Here is an 18,822-nt window from a genome sequence, read left to right as displayed (position 1 = left end):
TCAGCTGACTGAACCAGAACCGCAGGTTGTCTTGCTCCAAAAGAAAAAAGCGGAAGACTCATCTGAATCTTCCGCCTCCAACCAAGCGTAGGCGCTGCAGGTAAGGCCGTCGAATCGGCCAGGTGCAATTCAGCGTTTGTTACCGCTCAGGCCACCCAACAGGCCGCCGAGACCACCGGTTGTGCCGGTGCTGCCGGTGCTGCCGGTGCCGCTAGCGACCAGCCCACCGACCGCGCCACCGACCGCGCCAACGGTAGCGCCGACGGTGGTGACGGTGTTGCCGACAGCGGCTACTACCGGGTTGGGCGCGGCAGCGGTAATGCTGCTACCGACGCCGCCGACCGCTCCACCGACCTGGCTGAGCAGACCAGTGACCGGGGCGCCGAGACCGGTGGTGCCACCCACTTGTTGAGTGAGGCTGGTGACGCTGCTGGTGACAGGATTCAACGCAGTACCGATCACGCCTGCGACGCTGGCCAGCGGTGCGGTTGGGCCGAGGTTGGGAGCACTCGAGCCGCCGAGTGCGCCGCCAATCGATGCCACCGTGCCGCCTATGGCGCCCAGGTTCACACCGCCGGCACTGACAACGGAGCTGGTACTGCCGGCGTTCAAACCACCGCCGACATTCGCCACGGCACCGCCGACTGTTTGCAGCAACCCGGTGCTGCCCAAGCCACCCAGACCGCCGCCCGTCCCTGCACCGGAACTCGCCACCAGGCCGCCCGCCGAACCCACGGAGGTGCCCAGGTTAGTCAGCGCGCCGCCCGCGGTGTTAGTCACCGCATTGCCATTGCCTGCCGCCGTCACTTTGCTGCCCAGACTGCCCACGGTGCTGCCGACCTTGTCGACCAGGCCATCGATTGGGTTGCCCAGGCCAGTGGCGCTGCCGACTTTGCCGGTCAGGCCTTCAGCCAGCGTGACCACCGGCACCAGCACCTTATTGCCCACGCCGTTGGTGACGGACCCCAGCGGCCCGGTGCTGGTGGCGATGTTCAAGGTATCGCCGAGCATGGTGACTTTTTCACCGACATCGCCGAGCACCGGGGTGACTTTGCTGACGACGCCGCCGACCAGGGGAATGCTGCTGGTGGCCGTGTTCAGTTTGCTGCTCAAATCCGTCACGCCGTTACCGGCATCGGACACCACGTCGCCGACGACTGCCGTGGTTTTACTGAGGGCTTGCGGGTCGCTGCCCAATTTGCCCAAGCCATTGGCGAGGTCGTCACCGACGGTGCTGACCACATTGCCGGTGGTGTTGACCGCGCTTTGCACCACGCCGCCAACCACCGGAACCGTGCTCAGGGAATCGCCGATCTGCCCGACGCCATCGCCCACGCCGCTGACGGTTTTGCCGACGTCCTGGACCAGCGTGCTGGTCACCAGTGGTGCAGGCCCGCCGGGATTGGTCGGGTTGGTGGGATCAGTCGGGTCTGTCGGATTGGTTGGATTGGTTGGGTCGGTGGTGCCTCCCGTGCCGCCAGTGCCTCCGGTCCCGGCCGTTCCATCCGTCCCGCTCGCACCACCGGTGCCGCCACCCGTACCGCTGGTGCCGCCGCTACCCGTTCCCGCCGCACCCGCCGCGCCATCGGACGAGCTGCCGGACGTGCTGTGATGACCGCCACCGCCGCTGCTGCAACCGGCCAGGCCGAGGGAGAGGACCAACGCCAAAGCTGTTGCCGACTTGCACCACACTTGAGTTTTCATGAGAGTCATTCCTTGCACCTGTTACAACGTTCGTTGTCTTCGATGGCTTGCCGATCTGTCGCCGGCAATGCCTTCGTCCGTTGTGCACATCACAATCCAGGGCGTGCTTTGAGGCCATTCTCAAGTTGGTATTAACGCCTTTATACAAGGCGCAGGAATGCTGCCTAAGGGTTAATACCTTGGGTGTGGGTCGAGAGGGGAATTCGTTTTAAATCAATGAGGATGGTTTGGACGCAGGCGAGTAATGGCGGGGGAGAGCACTTAAGTTATATACACAATTAACCAGGGTCCCCCGACACCTGATCGTTCCCACGCTCTGCGTGGGAATGCCTCAACGGACGCTCCGCGTTCGGCTCTGAAGGGACGCGGAGCGTCCCGGGCTGCATTCCCACGCAGAGCGTGGGAACGATCATCAGGCCACCGGCCGCCAATGCCCGGCCATATGCTCCAATTCCCCGGCGCCGACCAACTGCAAATCGCCACTGGACGCCGCCGCACTGGCCAGCAACGTCACCTCGCTGGGCAGGCGCACCGGTTTGCGAAACTGCACGGCGATCTCAATGTTCGCCGTCGGCAGATGATCGGCCAGCGCTGCCAGGGTCCGCGCCTTGTTCCACAGGCCGTGGGCAATTGCCGTAGGAAAGCCGAACAGCTTGGCGCTGGCCGCACTGAGGTGAATCGGGTTGTAGTCCCCGGACACCTTGGCATATTGCCGGCCAATGTCCGCCGGGGCTTTCCAGTGCGCCACTTCCGTCAGCGCCAGCGTCGTCGCCAACTCATCCTCCGCCGGCTCGCCCTCGAGCTTGACCCCGCGACACAGCATCTGGCTTTCGGCCTCCCACAGCGTGCCGAGTTGATCGTCCAGCGTCGTCACCAGATCGAACGTCGCACCCTTGGCATGGGGTTGCAGGTTTTGCACTTGCACACTGACCCGTACACGGCCCACCCCGCCCATGGGCCGCAGCACGCGAATGCGGTTGCTCAGGTGAATCAGCCCCAACAGCGGAAAGGGAAATTCCCTGGCGGTGAGCAATTGCATCTGCAAGGCAAAGGCGAGGATGTGGGGATAGGTCGGTGGCAGCAGGCCGTTGTCCGCAAAACCACAGACCTTGCGGTACGCCGCCAGGCGTTTTGGATCGACGTCGAGCCAGCAGCGCAAACCGCTATCGGGCAGGGTGGTGCCGGTGATTTTTCGGCGCGTGGCCGCCCGCACATACAACCCGGGCAGGCTTGGTTCACGGTTGAGGGTGTGCCAGTCGATGATCATCGCTACGCTCCCAGAACACTTTGCCCACACACCCGCAACGCCTGCCCGGTAAACGCGCCGGTGCCCGGTTGCGCGAGCCAGGCCACCGCCTCGGCGACGTCTTGCGGCAAACCGCCCTGGCCCAGCGAACTCATGCGCCGGCCCGCTTCACGCAGGGCAAACGGAATGTGTGCGGTCATCTGGGTTTCGATAAACCCCGGTGCCACCGCGTTGATGCTGATCCCGCGCTCATGCAACAGCGGCGCCCAGGCTTGGGCCAGGCCGATCAGCCCGGCCTTGCTCGCGGCGTAATTGGTTTGCCCGCGATTGCCGGCGATGCCGCTGATCGAGGCCAGCAAAATCACCCGGCCGTTGTCGCGCAGGGTGCCGGCGTCGAGCAGGGCCTTGGTCAACACTTGCGGCGCATTGAGGTTGACCGCCAGCACCGCGTCCCAGAATTCCGGGGTCATGTTGGCCAGGGTTTTGTCGCGGGTGATGCCGGCGTTATGCACCACGATGTCGACGCCGTCGGGCAAGTGCTCGATCAACTGCGCGGCGGCATCGTCGGCGCAAATATCCAGGGTGATGCTGCGCCCGCCAAGGCGTGCGGCGAGGGCTTCGAGATCGGCCTTGGCCGGTGGCACGTCGAGCAGGATCACCTCGGCGCCGTCCCGGGCCAGGGTTTCGGCAATCGAGGCGCCGATGCCGCGAGCGGCACCCGTCACCAGCGCCTTGCGCCCGGACAGTGGCCGCGTCCAGTCTTCGACCGGCGTGTCGCAGGCGTTCAAGCGAATCACTTGCCCGGAGACAAACGCGCTTTTCGGCGAGAGGAAAAACCGCAGTGGCCCTTCCAGTTGCGCCTCGGCGCCTTCGCCGACGTAGATCAGCTGCAAGGTGCCACCGCTGCGCAATTCTTTGGCGAGGGAACGGCTGAACCCTTCCAGGGCACGCTGGACGCTGGAGGCGATCGGGTCGCTCAAGGACTCCGGCGCCCGGCCCAGAATCACCAGGTGTGCACTGTGATCGAGGTTTTTCATCAGCGGCTGAAAGAACTCGCGCAGCTGTTTGAGCTGATCGGTTTGCACCAGGTGACTGGCATCGAACACCACGGCTTTGAGTTTCGGGCCGTGGCCGGGAATCCACGCGGTGGCCAGGGACGGCTCGGTGCCGTAGCTGTAGATTGCGTCGGTCAGGCGGTTGGCGAAGGCGCTGACTTTTTCTGTCAACGGTCCGCCACCCATCAGCAATGCGCCTTCGACCGGCCGCAGGCGCCCGGCCTGCCAGCGTTCCAGACGCACCGGCGACGGCAGGCCCATGGCCCCGACCAGACGATGGCCGATGGACGAATTGGCGAAGTCGATATAACGGTCTGACATGGAACGCTCTCCGGCAGCTGGGGTTCAAAGTGTGGACCATGAATGGCGATCAGTCGTTCGATCCACGAGATAAGGCCTACGCTAGAACACAGGTGATTGATGTGTAGCAGGACTTTCGGGGAAATGCAGAACCTGTGGCGAGGGAGCTTGTGTGGCGAGGGTGGCTTGCCCCCGTTCGGCTGCGAAGCAGTCGGAAAACCATCCCCTGCGGTGTATTTGATGTATCGCGATTACGGGTTTGGGGGCGCTTCGCGACCCAACGGGGGCAAGCCCCCTCGCCACAGGCCACCCGTTCCCACAGTGGATCGCATTCATATTTGAATATTTGGAAAGGAGCATTTCATGACTCAGCTGCGCCGCGTCGCGATCATTGGCGGTAACCGTATCCCTTTCGCCCGTTCCAACGGGCCGTACGCCACCGCCAGTAACCAGGCGATGCTCACCGCAGCGCTCGAAGGTTTGATCGAACGCTTCAACCTGCACGGTTTGCGCATGGGCGAAGTGGCGGCGGGGGCGGTGCTCAAGCATTCCCGGGATTTCAACCTGACCCGCGAATGCGTGCTCGGCTCGCGGCTGTCGCCGACCACCCCGGCCTACGACATCCAGCAAGCCTGCGGCACCGGTCTGGAAGCGGCGCTGCTGGTGGCCAACAAAATCGCCCTCGGTCAGATCGAGTGCGGCATTGCCGGCGGTGTCGACACCACGTCCGACGCGCCAATCGGCATCAATGAAGGCCTGCGCAAAATCCTCCTGCAAGCCAACCGCGCCAAGACCACCGGCGACAAACTGAAAACCTTTCTGCAACTGCGTCCCGGCCACCTGATCCCCGAGTTCCCGCGCAACGGCGAACCGCGCACGGGCCTGTCCATGGGCGAGCATTGCGAGTTGATGGCCCAGACCTGGAACATCCCCCGGGCCGAGCAGGACCAACTGGCCCTCGAAAGCCATCAGAAACTCGCCGCGTCCTACGCCGAAGGCTGGCACAACGACCTGATGACGCCGTTCCTCGGCCTGAACCGCGACAACAACCTGCGCCCGGACCTGACCCTGGAAAAACTCGCCTCGCTCAAACCGGCGTTCGAGAAAAGCGCCAAGGGCACCATGACCGCAGGCAACTCCACACCGCTCACCGACGGCGCCTCGCTGGTGTTGTTGGGCAGTGAGGAATGGGCCAAGGAACGCGGCTTGCCGATCCTCGCCTATTTGCGCGATGGCGAAGCGGCGGCGGTGGATTTCGTCAACGGCGCCGAAGGCCTGCTGATGGCGCCGGTGTATGCGGTGCCGCGCTTGCTGGCGCGCAATGGCCTGACCTTGCAGGACTTCGACTACTACGAAATCCACGAAGCCTTCGCCGCGCAAGTGCTGTGCACGCTGAAAGCCTGGGAAGACCCGCAATACTGCAAAACCCGCCTCGGCCTCGACGCGCCGCTGGGCTCCATCGACCGCAGCCGCCTCAACGTCAAGGGCAGTTCACTGGCAGCCGGGCACCCGTTTGCCGCGACGGGTGGGCGCATCGTCGCCAACCTGGCGAAGTTGCTGGATGCGGCGGGCAAGGGGCGGGGGCTGATCTCTATCTGCGCGGCTGGCGGCCAAGGCGTAACAGCCATCATCGAACGCTAAGGCGCACGAAGCTAATGCGGGGAGGGCTTTTGTGGCGAGGGGGCTTGCCCCCGTTCGGCTGCGAAGCAGTCGTAAAACCATTACACGCGATTCGCCTGATGCATTTAGGTGGCAAGTTTTGGGGCCGCTTCGCAACCCAACGGGGGCAAGCCCCCTCGCCACAAAGGTTCGCTCCACCTTGGAGGATTGTGTTTGTCAGGGCGGGCAAGTTGGCCTAACGTCGCGTTATCTGCCGTCCTGCGACACAAGGCTCAACAATGACGTCCAACGGACAACTTTCCCTCGAACGTTCAATCCCGGCGCTAACCGCCTTACCGCGGCCACTGTTCGCCCGCGCCGAAAGCCTCAACGCTGGTTCCTGGACACCACCCCATCGCCACGACTGGGTGCAATTCTCCTACGCCATCAGCGGCGTGCTCGGGGTACACACCGCCGAGGGCAGTTTCTTCGCGCCGCCGCAGTGGGGCATCTGGATTCCGGCCGATCTCGAACATCAAGTCGTCACGTCGATGCGTGCGGAGATGCGCAGCCTCTATGTGCGCCGCGAGGATTGCCAATGGGCAGACGGACGTTGCCGAGTGCTGGAGGTGACGCCCCTGGCCCGGGAACTGATCAAGAGTTTTTGCCTGTTGCCGGTGGAATATCCACAGGGCGACAGCCAGGAAGCGCGGCTGGTGAATGTGTTGCTGGATCAGTTGGCGAATCTGCCGGAAGTCGAGTTCTCGCTGCCCCTGCCCCGGCATGAACGCTTGCTCGGGTTGTGCAACGAGCTGATCGAGAATCCGGAGCTGAACGTGACGTTGCACGCGTGGGCGGGGCGCTTGGGCACGTCGGAGAAAACGTTAATGCGGCTGTTTCAGCGCGAAACCGGGTTGAGCTTTCGCGGCTGGCGCCAGCGTGCGCGGCTGCTGTCGTCGCTGAGTTTGCTGGAGGAGGGCGACAGCGTGACCAATGCGGCGCTGGCTTGCGGGTATGACTCGACGTCGGCGTTTATTGCGGCGTTCAAGGGATTGTTCGGGTTTACCCCGGGGGAATTGTTTCGGCAGTAATTGTGGCGAGGGAGCTTGCTCCCGCTGGAGCGCGAAGCGGTCCCAATTCGGTCAACGCGGTGTATCAGGTATTTCGCGTTTTCCGGTTTGCGACTGCTTCGCAGCCGAGCGGGAGCAAGCTCCCTCGCCACAGGTATCGGTGCGGATCAAGTCCTGAACCGTCGAACCAACCCATCCAGCTCATTCGACAACCCGGCCAAACTCTGGGAATCCAGTCGCGCCGAGTTCGCCAGTTCCGCCACCAACTGCGCATCGCCATGAATCTGGCTGATGTGCCGATTGATGTCTTCCGCCACCTGATGCTGCTCTTCCGCCGCCGTCGCAATCTGCGTGTTCATGTCGCGAATCACATCCACCGACTCACGAATCAGCCCGAAGCTGCTGCGCGCTTCGCCAATGCGCGTCACCGACTGCTGCGACACTTCCAGGCTCGCGTGCATCTGCTGCGTGACCTGGCTGGTGCGCTTGGCGAGGGTGCCGAGCAAACCGTCGATTTCTGCCGTGGAATCGGCCGTGCGTTTGGCCAGGGCGCGAACTTCATCCGCCACCACCGCAAACCCGCGACCTTGTTCACCGGCCCGTGCCGCTTCAATTGCCGCGTTCAGCGCCAGCAGGTTGGTCTGTTCGGCAATCGAGCGAATCGTCCCGAGAATCGACTGAATGTCATTGCTGTCCCGTTCCAGTTGCTGCATCGACTGCGCTGACGATTCGATTTCCTGACTCAGGCGATCGACGCTGGTCACCGCGGCATCAATCTGCTGCTGACCTTCGCGCGCCTGGCGTTGGCCACTGTCGGCCGACTCGGCGGCCTGGCTGCACGAACGGGCGACTTCGTTGGCGGTGGCGACCATTTCGTGGAACGCCGTGGACACCATGTCCACCGCTTCGCGCTGGCGCCCGGCGGCTTCGGCCATGTCGCTGGAGACCCGGGTCGAGCTCTGGGAAGTGGCGAGGATTCTGTTGGCGGCGCCGCCGATGTTTTGAATCAGGTTACGGATCGCCGACAGGAACTGGTTGAACCAGCTGGCCAGTTGCGCGGTTTCGTCGCTGCCACGGATTTCCAGGTTCTTGGTCAGGTCGCCTTCGCCCTGGGCGATGCCTTCCAGACCGCTGGCCACGCTGCTGATTGGCCGCACAATGACACGGGCGAAACTGGCGCCGACGATGGCGAAGAACACCGCCAGTACCCCGGCAATGCCCGCGATCAACCAAGTTAGCTGAGTAGCGGAGCTCATCACATCGGCTTGCTTGATCAGGCCGATAAAGGTCCAGCCCAGTTGCTCCGACGGCCAGACGTTGGCCATGTAGCGCTCGCCATTCAACTCGACTTCCACCAGGCCTTTGCCGGCCTTGGCCAGTTGCGCATAGCCCTCGCCGAGGCTGCCCAGGGCCTTGAAGTTGTGCTCCGGCTGTTTCGGATCGACCAGCACGGTGCCGCTGTTTTCCAGCAGCATCAGGTAGCCGGTTTCGCCGAGTTTGATCTGTTTGACGATTTCGGTGAGCTGCTTGAGCGTCACGTCGATGCTGACCACGCCGCCGTTGCTGCCCAACTTGTTATCGATGGTGCGCACGGTGCTGACGTACGTCGCGTCGTCCTGGGCCCAATAGTAGGCCTCGGTGCGGAACGGCTTGCCGGGCTTGGCCTGGGCAGCCTTGTACCAGGGGCGCTGGCGCGGGTCGTAATTGTTCAGTTTTGCGTCGTCCGGCCAGGACACATAACCGCCGGCGGCGGTGCCGACGATGGCATACGCGTAGGACGGATGGCTGTTGCCCAGATCCTGGAGGAACGCGAAGACCTTTTTGTCCATCTCGCCCTGGGGAATGGACTCGGCGTTGGCGGCCATGTAGGTCTTGAGGCTGTCGTCGGTGTTCTTGATCAGCGGTTGCGACGCCAGGTAATCGACGTTCTGGCTGATGCCGTCGAAGAACAACTGCATGGCATTGCTGACCTGGCGAATCTCGCGGCCGCTGCCGTCGACGAAATCGTCCTTGGCCTCGCTGCGCAAGTTCAGCACGACCAGGGTGGCGACCAGTACCACCGGCAAGCAGGCGATGATTGCAAACGCCCAGGTCAACTTCTGTTTGATGTTCATCCGCGCTCCAGATTTTCTTGTTGGCCCACGCAGTGCAGATGACTCGCGGATTATTGGCAGCCGAAAACGGTGTAGAAGGACTCGGTTCCTTGAGTACGGCCTCGTCTTTTTGGTCAGGACGATTGTCGGACAAATCCTTTTCTCTCTGAGGACTTCGGCCGAAAAAAGGGGAAATTGAGGCTCCTTGAGAAAAATCCGACAAATAGAAGGAATACGGATGTCAGCTTCTGTCGTAAATGCCCTTGCATCCCTTCGCCAACAAGTGCCGGCGGCTCGGCTATGATCTCCAACGGTCGTTGAGCGGCGGCGGATTTGCCGGAAAAATCCGGCACATTGTGTGCATCTGCAATGTTCATAGGTCGGCAACCCCTCCCCGAGGCGCGAGGATTGCCGTATAACGAATGACTTTCGCGTGTTTGGTAATAAAGGACCCACAATAAAAGCTGATGAAGACTCCAAAACGCATTGAACCCCTGATCGAGGACGGTCTGGTCGACGAGGTGCTGCGCCCACTCATGAGTGGTAAAGAAGCAGCTGTTTATGTGGTGCGCTGCGGTAACGAGCTACGTTGCGCGAAGGTCTACAAGGAGGCGAATAAACGCAGTTTCCGCCAGGCGGCCGAGTATCAGGAAGGCCGCAAGGTACGCAACAGCCGACAGGCTCGGGCGATGGCCAAGGGCTCCAAGTTCGGCAAGAAAGAAACCGAGGACGCCTGGCAGAACGCCGAAGTGGCGGCCCTGTTTCGTCTGGCCGGTGCCGGTGTGCGGGTGCCCAAGCCGTATGACTTCCTCGAAGGCGTACTGCTGATGGAGTTGGTGGCCGACGAATACGGCGATGCCGCGCCGCGTCTGAACGACGTGGTGCTGGAACCGGACCAGGCCCGTGAATACCACACGTTCCTGATCTCGCAGATCGTGCTGATGTTGTGTACCGGTCTGGTGCACGGTGACCTCTCGGAGTTCAACGTGCTGTTGACCCCGACCGGCCCGGTGATCATCGACCTGCCTCAGGCAGTGGACGCGGCGGGTAACAACCACGCGTTCACCATGCTGGAGCGGGACGTGGGCAACATGGCCTCTTACTTCGGGCGGTTTGCGCCGGAGTTGAAGAAGACCAAGTACGCCAAGGAAATGTGGGCCCTGTACGAAGCCGGCACCTTGCACCCGGCGAGCATCCTGACCGGCGAGTTCGATGAACCGGAAGAGCTGGCCGATGTGGGCGGCGTCATCCGCGAAATCGAGGCGGCACGCCTGGATGAAGAGCGCAAGCAAGCGGTGCGCGCGGCTGACGACGCGCCACCGGGCAAAACCGAAGAACCGCCTCCACCCTGGATGCAGTGATCGGTTAACAAAAAACCCGGCTTAAGCCGGGTTTTTTGTGGGATTGTTTTTTTGAGACCGTGGCGTCTGCATCGCGGGCAAGCCTTGCTCCTACAGGGTTAGGCGTCGTATGGGATATCCCGGTCTGCGCAAACCCGGAGCAAGGATTGCCCGCGATGGCGTCAAACCAGACAAACACATATCGTGTCGTCGACGCCAACACACTCAAGGATTGAATGTGAACTCCACCCGCAACGCCCACCTGATCATCACCGCCCGCCTGATCTCTGATTTCGGCGCGTTCCTCAACATGGTCGCCCTGGCCACTTACGTCTATGTCCTGAGCAACAGCGCCATGAGCGTGGCGATTTTCCTCGCCAGCCGCGTGGCCGGAGGGATTTTTGCCAGTTTGATTGGCACTCCGTTCTACCGTCGCGTGGCCGGGCGCCTGCCGCTGATTGCCTTCGATTTGTTGCGCGCCGGGGTGCTCGGTTTGCTGCTGATTCTGCCGGTGACCCAGCAAGCGTTGCTGCTGCCGGTGATCGCCTTCGGCCTGGGCTTTGGCAATTCGATGTTCGCCATCGGCCTCAACAGCCAGTTGCCAAACCTGATCGACCGTGAACACTTGCTCAAGACCAACGCCTGGATCACCTCGGCAGCGTCGATTGCCATGGTCGGTGGCAGTCTGGTGGCGGGGCTGGTCGTTGCGGCGTTTGGCTTTGAAGCGGTGTTTGCGCTGAACGTGGTCACGTATCTGCTGGCGGCGTTGTTGATTGTGCCGTTGCGGTTTCGCGCGGCAGCGACGAGCGCTGAATCCAAAAGCGAGCGCGGGGAATGGTCGGCGTTGCTGCAAGGCCTGCGCAGCGCTCCGGTATTGGCGGCGATGCTCGCGGTGGCCATGGCGGATACCTTGGGCAGTGCGGCGCATAACGTCGGTTTACCGATCATCTCGCGGCTGCTGACGCCGGAATCGGCCAGCACCACCCTGGGCCTGATGCTGGCGGTGTGGGCCAGCGGCAAACTGATCGGTGCGCGGATCGCCAGTCGCCTCAAAGGCTCGGACAACATCAACCTGGAGCGGCGCTTTTTCTACGGCGTGCTGCTGATGTCCTGCGGCTTCATCCTGATGTTCCAGCAGCAGACGCTCGTCGGTTTGCTGCTGTTCTCATTGCCGGCCGGACTGGGTGACGGGTTTTCCGAAGTCGGTTTGATGTCGCGCCTGCAACGGGAGCCGGAGCACCTGCGCCTGCCGATCTTCAGCTTCCTGACCTTGCTGCAAATGACCGGGTTCGGCATCGGCATGCTGATCGCCGCGCCGTTCTACGCCTGGTGGACGCCGGGTGCGGTGGTGGCATTGTTTCACGGCATTCCCCTCACCACGTTGCTGGTGGTGAAGGGGGTGTCCGTCAGGCGCGGGCAGGTTCGGCGCAGCAACCCGACGCCAGCTCCTTGAGGATCGGGCAATCGGGGCGGTGGTCGCCGTGGCAGTGCTCGACCAGGTCCTGCAAGGTGTCGCGCAACTGGCCGAGTTCGCGGATCTTCTGGTTCAGCTCGTCGATGTGCTGACGGGCCAGGGCCTTCACGTCGGCGCTGGCGCGCTGGCGGTCCTGCCACAGGGTCAGCAACTTGCCGACCTCTTCAAGGGAAAAGCCCAGGTCCCGGGAGCGCTTGATAAACGCCAGCGTATGCAGGTCGTCATCGCCGTACACCCGGTAGCCGCTGTCGGTGCGATGGGCCGCCTTGAGCAGGCCGATGGACTCGTAATAACGAATCATCTTCGCGCTCAGGCCGCTGTGGCGGGCCGCTTGGCCGATGTTCATCGGTTGTCCTCCAGATCCTTGGGTTTCCAGGTTTTCAACAGTAGCGCATTGCTCACCACGCTGACGCTCGACAACGCCATGGCCGCGCCGGCCAGCACCGGGTTGAGGAAGCCGAACGCCGCCAGCGGAATGCCGATCAGGTTATAGACGAAGGCCCAGAACAGGTTCTGGCGGATCTTCGCGTAGGTCTTGCGGCTGATCTCCAGCGCCGCCGGCACCAGCCGTGGATCGCCGCGCATCAGGGTGATCCCGGCGGCGTGCATCGCCACATCGGTGCCGCCGCCCATGGCGATGCCGATATCTGCTGCGGCCAGGGCCGGGGCGTCGTTGATGCCGTCGCCGACCATCGCCACCACGCCGGTTTTCTTCAGCTCGGCGACGGTGGCGGCTTTGTCCGCCGGCAGGACTTCGGCGTGAACATCGGTGATGCCCAGTGCCTCGGCGACGACTTTGGCGCTGCCCCGGTTGTCGCCGGTCAGCAGGTGGCTGCTGATGTTGCGCGCGTTGAGTTGCTGCACCGCTTGCAGGGCGCCAGGTTTGAGGGTGTCGCCGAAGGCGAACAGGCCGAGGACCCGGGGTTCGGGGCTTTGTTCGATCAGCCAGGACAGGGTCCGGCCTTCGGTTTCCCAGGCTTTTGCGGAGTCGGCGAGTACCCCGGCGTTCAACGCGCTTTCTTCCAACAGACGTCGATTGCCCAGCGCCAGCCGACGACCGTCGAGCGTTCCGGCAATGCCGCGTCCGGTCAGGGACTGGCTGTCGCTGACATCCGCCACGTCCAATCCGCGCTCAGCACAGGCATCCAGCACCGCCTTGGCCAACGGATGTTCGCTGCCCCGTTGCAGCGCGCCAGCCCTTTGCAGCAGGGCGGCTTCGTCACCGTCGAGCGCACTCAAATGCGCAATGCGCGGAGCGCCAGAGGTCAGGGTGCCAGTCTTGTCGAACACCACGGCGCTGACTTCATGGGCGCGTTCCAGCGCTTCGGCGTCCTTGATCAAAATTCCGTAGCGCGCCGCCACGCCAGTGCCGGCCATGATCGCGGTCGGCGTGGCCAGGCCCAGGGCGCAAGGGCAGGCGATCACCAGCACCGCAACGGCATTGATCAGCGCGGTTTCAATCGGTGCGCCGTATAGCCACCAACCGATCAACGTCGCCAGGGCCAACACCAAAACGGTCGGCACGAACACCTGGCTGACTTTATCCACCAGTTTCTGGATCGGCGCTTTCGCGGCCTGGGCGTCTTCCACCAGACGAATGATGCGGGCGAGCACGGTTTCTGCGCCGAGGGCCAGGGTGCGCACCAGCAAGCGGCCTTCGCCGTTGATTGCGCCGCCGGTGACTTTGTCGCCGGGTTGTTTCGGCACCGGCAGGCTTTCGCCGCTGATCAGCGCTTCGTCGGCGTGGCTCTGGCCTTCGACCACTTCGCCGTCCACCGGGAAACGCTCGCCGGGTTTGACCATGACCAGATCGTTCAAGCGCAGGGCGCTGATCGCCACATCTTGTTCGCGCCCATCGATCACCTGAATCGCCCGTTCCGGACGCAAGGCTTCGAGGGCGCGGATGGCGCTGGCAGTCTGGCGCTTGGCGCGGCTTTCCAGGTATTTGCCCAGCAGCACCAGCGCAATCACCACTGCCGACGCTTCGAAATACAGATGCGGCATGCGCCCGGCGGCGGTGGCCCATTCATAAAGGCTCAAGCCATAACCGGCGCTGGTGCCCAGCGCGACAAGCAAATCCATGTTGCCAGCCCCGGCGCGTACGGCTTTCCAGGCTGCAACGTAAAAACGTGCGCCGAAGATGAACTGCACCGGCGTGGCCAACGCAAATTGCGCCCAGGCCGGGAGCATCCAGTGCACGCCGAAAGGCTGCAGCAGCATCGGCAACACCAGCGGCAAGGCGAGGGCGATGGCCGCAAGCAGAATCCAGCGCTCGCGTTTCAGGCGGATGTGTTGATTGTCGGTGGGGTGTTCGATTTCAAAGACGCTGGCGTTGTAGCCAGCCTTGGTCACGGCGGCGATCAGGGTTTGTGGATCGATCTGGCCGAGCAATTCGAGGTGGGCGCGTTCATTGGCCAGGTTGACGCTGGCGCTTTTCACCCCCGGCACCTTGGTCAGGGCGCGTTCGACCCGACCGACGCAGGAGGCGCAAGTCATGCCGTCGATGCTCAATTCCAGACTGTGCTGTGGCACGCTGTAACCGGCTTGCTGCACCGCGTCCATCAACGCCGGCAAGCTGTCGTTGGGGGCCTGGACACGTGCCTGCTCGGTGGCGAGGTTGACGCTGACGGCGCTGGCGCCGATGACTTTGCTCAAGGCACGCTCGACACGCCCGGCGCAACTGGCGCAGGTCATGCCGGCAATCGGCAGATCGAAAGTGGTGGATTCGGACATCGGTCACGCTCCCTGTAGAAAGTGCCTACAGGATCAACCTTGCCATGCGGGCAAGGTCAAGCGCCATGTCGCAGATCAATGGATCGCCGCATGACCGCCTGATCGTTCCCACGCTGTGCGTGGGAATGCCTCAACGGACGCTCCGCGTTCGGCCTTTTGGGAACGCGGAGCGTCCCGGGCTGCCTTCCCACGCCGGAGCGTGGGAACGATCGGTCGATCAGGTGGTGATCAGTATTCGAGGGCGGCGGGTTTCAGGTACATCCCTTCCTGCGTCATCGCAATCCGGAACTTCAACACGTCCCCGGCCTTGAGCGTGATGTTTTGCGAGCCCGGCGCCAGCACCCCTGCGTTGCAGCCCGGCGCCTGGCCCGGCAGCAGTTTCAGGCGCAGGGACACATTGCCCGGCGGCAGGTTGAATGAGGTGCTTTGTTCCTGAAACAGCCGCGCCGACAGTTGATCCTGGATGTACACGCCGATCTCGCAATTGGTCGCGACTTCCAGGCGCTCGCGGGAAATGATCAGTACGCCGTAATCCTCGCCGGCGGCATTGGCCGAGGGCAGGGCGGCGAAAAGGCTGAGGAAGCCAAACAGGCTGAGAGCTGACCAGCGCATGGCTGAATCTCCTGAGGTCGGGTCATTGATGACGCAGCTTGGCCGAGCGCGACGCCGAATGCCAGCCCGGCAGTTTGTTTCAGAACTTGACCTTGCCATGGTGGCAAGCTCAAGACTGCCCGCAACCTCACTAAAGGAGTTGCACCATGCAAGTATTCAACGTTCAAGGCATGTCCTGCGGTCACTGCGTCAAGGCCATCACCCAAGCCCTGCTAGCCAAGGACCCGGCCGCCAGTGTGCGGGTGGATCTGGCGGCGAAGGAAGTTGGCGTCGAAAGCGCATTGACGGCCGAGCAAGTCATCGCCGCCATCACCGAAGAAGGCTACGACGCCAAAGTCGCCTGACACACCGCGCCTATGCTTTTGTAGGAGCAAAGCTTGCTCGCGAAGAGGCCGGCACATCCAACGTTGATATCGCCTGACACGCCGCGCCTCTGCTCCTGCTTCTGCTTCTGCTTCTGTAGGAGCAAAGCTTGCTCGCGAAGAGGCCGGTACATCCAACATCAATGTCGGCTGACACTCCGCTTTCGCGAGCAAGCTTTGCTCCTACGGAAGCGAATGCGTGTTTATCCGTCGGTTTTTAATAGTTAGCGACCTATCGGATTGTCCAAGGCGTCCCCACGCGGCTAGACTGTCGAGCCTGCCGACCCACGCCCAATGGATGCCTGATGAACTTCCGTACCATTCTGATTCTTGGCGCCCTGACCGCTTTCGGTCCGCTGGCGATCGATTTCTACTTGCCGGCGTTCCCGGCGATCGCACAGTCATTCGGCACCGACGAAAAACACGTGCAAATGACCCTCGCCGCGTATTTCCTCGGCTTGTCCATTGGTCAACTGCTCTACGGCCCGGTGGCGGATCGGTTCGGGCGGCGCATTCCGTTGCTCACTGGCGTTGGCTTGTTCACCGCAGCCTCTCTTGCCTGTGCCTTCGCGCCGAACCTGGAATGGCTGATGGGCGCACGCTTCATCCAGGCGCTGGGCGGTTGCGCGGGGATGGTGATTTCCCGAGCAGTGGTCAGTGATAAATGCGATGCGGTGGGTTCGGCAAAAGTCTTTTCGCAACTGATGCTGGTGATGGGCCTGGCGCCGATCCTGGCTCCGATGCTGGGTGGGCTGCTGGTCAACACCACCGGTTGGCAGTCGATCTTCCTCGTGCTGACCGGGTTCAGCGCCCTGGCCGCACTGGCCGTGGCCCTCGGTTTGCCGGAAAGCCTGCCGGACTACGTGCCGCGCCAACCATTGAAAGGCGCATTGCGTCAGTACGGCCGGTTGCTGGCCGATCCGGTCTACCTCGGCCACGCCCTGACCGGCGGTCTGGCTGTCGCCGGGATGTTTGCCTACATCGCCGGTTCGCCGTTTGTCTTCATCAAACTGTATGGCGTGCCGGCCGAACATTTCGGCTGGCTGTTCGGCACCAACGCGGCGGGCTTCATCCTGGTGGCGCAGGTCAACGCGCGACTGCTGGCCAAGCGTGGGCCGGCGTTCCTGTTGGCACGCACCGTGTGGATTTACCTGGGCGCGGGCCTGACATTGCTGGCGGTCAGTTCGATGCACACCGAACAGCTGTGGCCGCTGCTGATTCCATTGTTTGTCTGCATCGCCAGCCTCGGTTGCATCCTGCCCAACGCCTCGGCCTGCGCCATGAACGGGCAGGGCGCCCGCGCCGGCAGTGCGTCGGCACTGCTCGGGTGCCTGCAATTCAGCATCGCCGCCGGGGCGGCATCACTGGTGGGTTTCTTGCACGATGGCAGTGCCATGCCGATGGCCATGGTCATCAGCCTGTGCGGAGTTCTGGTGGTGAGCGTGGCGATGCTCACCCGGCGTTTGCAAAATGCCCGGGCACTGGCCCAAGCCGAAGTGTGAGTGCGGACTCAGCCAGCGGCACGCTGCTGGCGGTCGGGGATTTGATGAGGGGCTAGCAGTCGCGCTTCCAGGGTTCGGGTGAAGGCGCGCGCTTCGGCTTCGCTGCGGAAGGTGACGGCGTGTTGGTCCAGACGGACTTGCCACTGGGATGTTGCCACTTCTTTTATCAGGATCTTCATTGCTGACCTCCTTAAGTAAAAGACTGTGTCGCAGAGGTTTCGATTGTAGACCCGAATACGATCGCAATTATGACAACGGTCAACTCTCTGACTGACGGTGCAAGACCGCTTTTGTAGGAGCAAGGCTAGCCCGCGATGGCGATTCAGAGGGCGCCATCGCGGGCAAGCCATGCTCCTGCGCAAATGTTTAGAAACCTTCTAATACAATTTTGCCCTTGGACTTGCCGCTCTCCAGCAGTTCATGGGCGCGACGCAGGTTCTGCGCATTGATGGTGCCGAAGTGCTCGCCCACCGTGGTCTTCAGGGTGCCGGCGTCGATCAGTTCAGCGACGCGGTTGAGCAGTTTGTGTTGCTCGATCATGTCCGCGGTCTCGAACAGCGAGCGGGTGTACATGAACTCCCAGTGCAACGAAAGGCTCTTGCGCTTGAGCTTGGTCACGTCCAGCGCTTTCGGATCATCGATCAGCGCCAATTTGCCTTGAGGCGCCAGGGCCTCGACCAGTTGATCCAGATGCGCATCGGTCTGGGTCAGACTGGCAACGTGGGTCACCTGAGCAACGCCCGCACGCTTGAGTGCTTCGCTCAGCGGCTGGCTGTGATCAATCACCAGGTCGGCGCCCAACTCACGCACCCAGCTCTGGGTTTGCGGACGGGAAGCGGTGCCGATGACTTTCAGCCCGGTGAGCTGATGGGCCAGTTGAGTCAGGATCGAACCCACACCGCCGGCAGCCCCCACGATCAGCAAACTCTGACCTTCATCGGTGTTGCCTTCGCGCACTTGCAGGCGTTCAAAGAGCAATTCCCACGCGGTGATCGCGGTCAGGGGCAGTGCCGCCGCTTCGGCAAAGCCGAGAGTTTTCGGCATGTGCCCGACGATCCGCTCGTCCACCACATGCAACTCGCTGTTGCCACCGGCACGGGCGATGGAGCCGGCGTAAAACACTTTGTCGCCGGCCTTGAACAGCGTCACGTCGCTGCCCACTGCCTTGACCACACCGGCCACGTCCCAGCCCAGCACTTTGGCCGCGCCTTCTTCAGGCTGGACGTTCTGCCGGACCTTGGCGTCCACCGGGTTGACGGAGATGGCTTTGACTTCCACCAGCAGGTCGCGCGGGCCGGCGACCGGTTCGGGCAGTTCGATGTCTTGCAGGGAGTTGGCGTCGCTGATCGGCAGGGAGGCGTAGTAGGCAATGGCTTTCATCAAGAAGGGCTCCAGAGGTAATAAAGGAAGGAATCAGGCAAGGGTGCGCAGGCGCTTGAGCTCGAAGTGTTCGAGAAAGTCCCCGGCCCTGGCGCGGAAGTTCTGGACGTGGGCGCTGGCGTCGTGGGCTTGCAGGGCCTCGTCGCTACTCCATTGTTCGATCATGTAGAAGCCCAGCGGGTTGGCCAGGTCCTGGTGCAAATCGTATTGACCGCAACCGGCCTCGGCGCGGGTCGGCTCGATGAGTGCCCGCAGGTGCTGTTCGAGAGCGTCTTGCTGGCCGGGTTTGGCGATGAGGGTGGCGATGGCGGTAAAAGGCTGGGACATGTTCGACTCCTGACGCTGAGTGATT

At 62.6% G+C, this 18,822-nt stretch carries 16 protein-coding genes and 1 pseudogene; 6 read left to right on the top strand and 11 right to left on the bottom strand.

What is annotated here, in order from left to right:
• Nucleotides 1-129 precede the first annotated feature (129 nt).
• The 3 genes from ACZ89E_RS19100 to ACZ89E_RS19090 all read right to left on the bottom strand — a co-directional run bounded on the left by ACZ89E_RS19100 (nucleotide 130) and on the right by ACZ89E_RS19090 (nucleotide 4,326).
• On the bottom strand, nucleotides 130-1,704 hold the full coding sequence (locus ACZ89E_RS19100) for a collagen-like triple helix repeat-containing protein (protein WP_476256239.1): 1,575 nt from the start codon (nucleotides 1,702-1,704) through the stop codon (nucleotides 130-132).
• Nucleotides 1,705-2,116: 412 nt separating this feature from the next.
• The gene (locus tag ACZ89E_RS19095) at nucleotides 2,117-2,971 is read right to left on the bottom strand and encodes a MaoC family dehydratase (protein WP_476256238.1); all 855 of its coding nucleotides are present in this window, start codon (nucleotides 2,969-2,971) and stop codon (nucleotides 2,117-2,119) included.
• A gap of 2 nt (nucleotides 2,972-2,973) precedes the next feature.
• A complete protein-coding gene (locus ACZ89E_RS19090; protein WP_476256237.1) occupies nucleotides 2,974-4,326 on the bottom strand; it encodes a 3-oxoacyl-ACP reductase in 1,353 nt (450 codons plus the stop codon).
• 342 nt (nucleotides 4,327-4,668) lie between these two features.
• On the opposite strand from ACZ89E_RS19090, the gene ACZ89E_RS19085 reads away from it, so the two are divergent.
• Nucleotides 4,669-5,946 carry an acetyl-CoA C-acetyltransferase gene (locus tag ACZ89E_RS19085; RefSeq protein WP_463259312.1) on the top strand — a complete coding sequence of 426 codons (1,278 nt, stop codon included), beginning with the start codon at nucleotides 4,669-4,671 and terminating at the stop codon, nucleotides 5,944-5,946.
• A 257-nt stretch (nucleotides 5,947-6,203) separates the two neighbouring features.
• Nucleotides 6,204-6,995: an AraC family transcriptional regulator gene (locus ACZ89E_RS19080; protein ID WP_476256236.1), complete on the top strand. Its 792-nt coding sequence runs from the start codon at nucleotides 6,204-6,206 to the stop codon at nucleotides 6,993-6,995.
• Between the two features lie 146 nt (nucleotides 6,996-7,141).
• Here ACZ89E_RS19080 and ACZ89E_RS19075 read toward each other — a convergent pair whose 3' ends face one another.
• Entirely contained in the window at nucleotides 7,142-7,870 is a 729-nt protein-coding gene (locus tag ACZ89E_RS19075; RefSeq protein ID WP_476257061.1) for a methyl-accepting chemotaxis protein, read from the bottom strand.
• A gap of 129 nt (nucleotides 7,871-7,999) precedes the next feature.
• Nucleotides 8,000-9,088: pseudogene (locus ACZ89E_RS19070) on the bottom strand (cache domain-containing protein); the annotation flags it as partial.
• 446 nt (nucleotides 9,089-9,534) lie between these two features.
• Here ACZ89E_RS19070 and ACZ89E_RS19065 point away from each other — a divergent pair.
• Both ACZ89E_RS19065 and ACZ89E_RS19060 read left to right on the top strand, forming a co-directional pair.
• Complete coding sequence (locus ACZ89E_RS19065) at nucleotides 9,535-10,428, top strand: PA4780 family RIO1-like protein kinase (RefSeq protein WP_133839310.1); 894 nt, start codon at nucleotides 9,535-9,537, stop codon at nucleotides 10,426-10,428.
• A gap of 217 nt (nucleotides 10,429-10,645) precedes the next feature.
• Entirely contained in the window at nucleotides 10,646-11,860 is a 1,215-nt protein-coding gene (locus ACZ89E_RS19060) for an MFS transporter (RefSeq protein WP_476256235.1), read from the top strand.
• Here the strand turns inward: ACZ89E_RS19060 and cueR are convergent.
• The 3 genes from cueR to ACZ89E_RS19045 all read right to left on the bottom strand — a co-directional run bounded on the left by cueR (nucleotide 11,814) and on the right by ACZ89E_RS19045 (nucleotide 15,226).
• Nucleotides 11,814-12,227, bottom strand: coding sequence for a Cu(I)-responsive transcriptional regulator (gene cueR / locus ACZ89E_RS19055; RefSeq protein ID WP_054043982.1), 414 nt, complete (start codon nucleotides 12,225-12,227; stop codon nucleotides 11,814-11,816). The genes ACZ89E_RS19060 and cueR overlap by 47 nt on opposite strands.
• Nucleotides 12,224-14,614: a heavy metal translocating P-type ATPase gene (locus tag ACZ89E_RS19050; protein ID WP_476256234.1), complete on the bottom strand. Its 2,391-nt coding sequence runs from the start codon at nucleotides 14,612-14,614 to the stop codon at nucleotides 12,224-12,226. The genes cueR and ACZ89E_RS19050 overlap by 4 nt, the downstream gene beginning before the upstream one ends.
• A 228-nt stretch (nucleotides 14,615-14,842) precedes the next feature.
• On the bottom strand, nucleotides 14,843-15,226 hold the full coding sequence (locus ACZ89E_RS19045; protein ID WP_149660714.1) for a hypothetical protein: 384 nt from the start codon (nucleotides 15,224-15,226) through the stop codon (nucleotides 14,843-14,845).
• Between the two features lie 146 nt (nucleotides 15,227-15,372).
• Between ACZ89E_RS19045 and ACZ89E_RS19040 the strand changes: the two genes are divergently transcribed.
• Both ACZ89E_RS19040 and ACZ89E_RS19035 read left to right on the top strand, forming a co-directional pair.
• Nucleotides 15,373-15,570, top strand: coding sequence for a heavy-metal-associated domain-containing protein (locus ACZ89E_RS19040; protein WP_149660715.1), 198 nt, complete (start codon nucleotides 15,373-15,375; stop codon nucleotides 15,568-15,570).
• A gap of 323 nt (nucleotides 15,571-15,893) precedes the next feature.
• A complete protein-coding gene (locus ACZ89E_RS19035) occupies nucleotides 15,894-17,090 on the top strand; it encodes a multidrug effflux MFS transporter (RefSeq protein WP_149660717.1) in 1,197 nt (398 codons plus the stop codon).
• 8 nt (nucleotides 17,091-17,098) lie between these two features.
• Here the strand turns inward: ACZ89E_RS19035 and ACZ89E_RS19030 are convergent, their stop codons facing one another.
• From ACZ89E_RS19030 to ACZ89E_RS19020, 3 genes are all read right to left on the bottom strand, one after another.
• Complete coding sequence (locus ACZ89E_RS19030) at nucleotides 17,099-17,269, bottom strand: hypothetical protein (protein WP_177332684.1); 171 nt, start codon at nucleotides 17,267-17,269, stop codon at nucleotides 17,099-17,101.
• 187 nt (nucleotides 17,270-17,456) lie between these two features.
• On the bottom strand, nucleotides 17,457-18,470 hold the full coding sequence (locus ACZ89E_RS19025; RefSeq protein WP_476256233.1) for a zinc-binding alcohol dehydrogenase family protein: 1,014 nt from the start codon (nucleotides 18,468-18,470) through the stop codon (nucleotides 17,457-17,459).
• A 33-nt stretch (nucleotides 18,471-18,503) separates the two neighbouring features.
• The gene (locus tag ACZ89E_RS19020; protein WP_463259319.1) at nucleotides 18,504-18,797 is read right to left on the bottom strand and encodes a putative quinol monooxygenase; all 294 of its coding nucleotides are present in this window, start codon (nucleotides 18,795-18,797) and stop codon (nucleotides 18,504-18,506) included.
• Nucleotides 18,798-18,822 lie beyond the last annotated feature (25 nt).

This window comes from Pseudomonas sp. TE3899, from assembly GCF_056279105.1.
This window is presented reverse-complemented; position numbering and strand designations above follow the sequence as displayed.

What these genes read in the sequence shown, in the direction of transcription:
- cueR (WP_054043982.1), bottom strand. Translation starts at nt 12,227, where the DNA reads ATGAACATCGGCCAAGCGGCCCGCCACAGCGGCCTGAGCGCGAAGATG.
- ACZ89E_RS19040 (WP_149660715.1), top strand. Translation starts at nt 15,373, where the DNA reads ATGCAAGTATTCAACGTTCAAGGCATGTCCTGCGGTCACTGCGTCAAG.
- ACZ89E_RS19025 (WP_476256233.1), bottom strand. Translation starts at nt 18,470, where the DNA reads ATGAAAGCCATTGCCTACTACGCCTCCCTGCCGATCAGCGACGCCAAC.
- ACZ89E_RS19095 (WP_476256238.1), bottom strand. Translation starts at nt 2,971, where the DNA reads ATGATCATCGACTGGCACACCCTCAACCGTGAACCAAGCCTGCCCGGG.
- ACZ89E_RS19075 (WP_476257061.1), bottom strand. Translation starts at nt 7,870, where the DNA reads ATGGTGTCCACGGCGTTCCACGAAATGGTCGCCACCGCCAACGAAGTC.
- ACZ89E_RS19090 (WP_476256237.1), bottom strand. Translation starts at nt 4,326, where the DNA reads ATGTCAGACCGTTATATCGACTTCGCCAATTCGTCCATCGGCCATCGT.
- ACZ89E_RS19050 (WP_476256234.1), bottom strand. Translation starts at nt 14,614, where the DNA reads ATGTCCGAATCCACCACTTTCGATCTGCCGATTGCCGGCATGACCTGC.
- ACZ89E_RS19035 (WP_149660717.1), top strand. Translation starts at nt 15,894, where the DNA reads ATGAACTTCCGTACCATTCTGATTCTTGGCGCCCTGACCGCTTTCGGT.
- ACZ89E_RS19100 (WP_476256239.1), bottom strand. Translation starts at nt 1,704, where the DNA reads ATGAAAACTCAAGTGTGGTGCAAGTCGGCAACAGCTTTGGCGTTGGTC.
- ACZ89E_RS19065 (WP_133839310.1), top strand. Translation starts at nt 9,535, where the DNA reads ATGAAGACTCCAAAACGCATTGAACCCCTGATCGAGGACGGTCTGGTC.
- ACZ89E_RS19080 (WP_476256236.1), top strand. Translation starts at nt 6,204, where the DNA reads ATGACGTCCAACGGACAACTTTCCCTCGAACGTTCAATCCCGGCGCTA.
- ACZ89E_RS19020 (WP_463259319.1), bottom strand. Translation starts at nt 18,797, where the DNA reads ATGTCCCAGCCTTTTACCGCCATCGCCACCCTCATCGCCAAACCCGGC.
- ACZ89E_RS19045 (WP_149660714.1), bottom strand. Translation starts at nt 15,226, where the DNA reads ATGCGCTGGTCAGCTCTCAGCCTGTTTGGCTTCCTCAGCCTTTTCGCC.
- ACZ89E_RS19085 (WP_463259312.1), top strand. Translation starts at nt 4,669, where the DNA reads ATGACTCAGCTGCGCCGCGTCGCGATCATTGGCGGTAACCGTATCCCT.
- ACZ89E_RS19030 (WP_177332684.1), bottom strand. Translation starts at nt 17,269, where the DNA reads ATGAAGATCCTGATAAAAGAAGTGGCAACATCCCAGTGGCAAGTCCGT.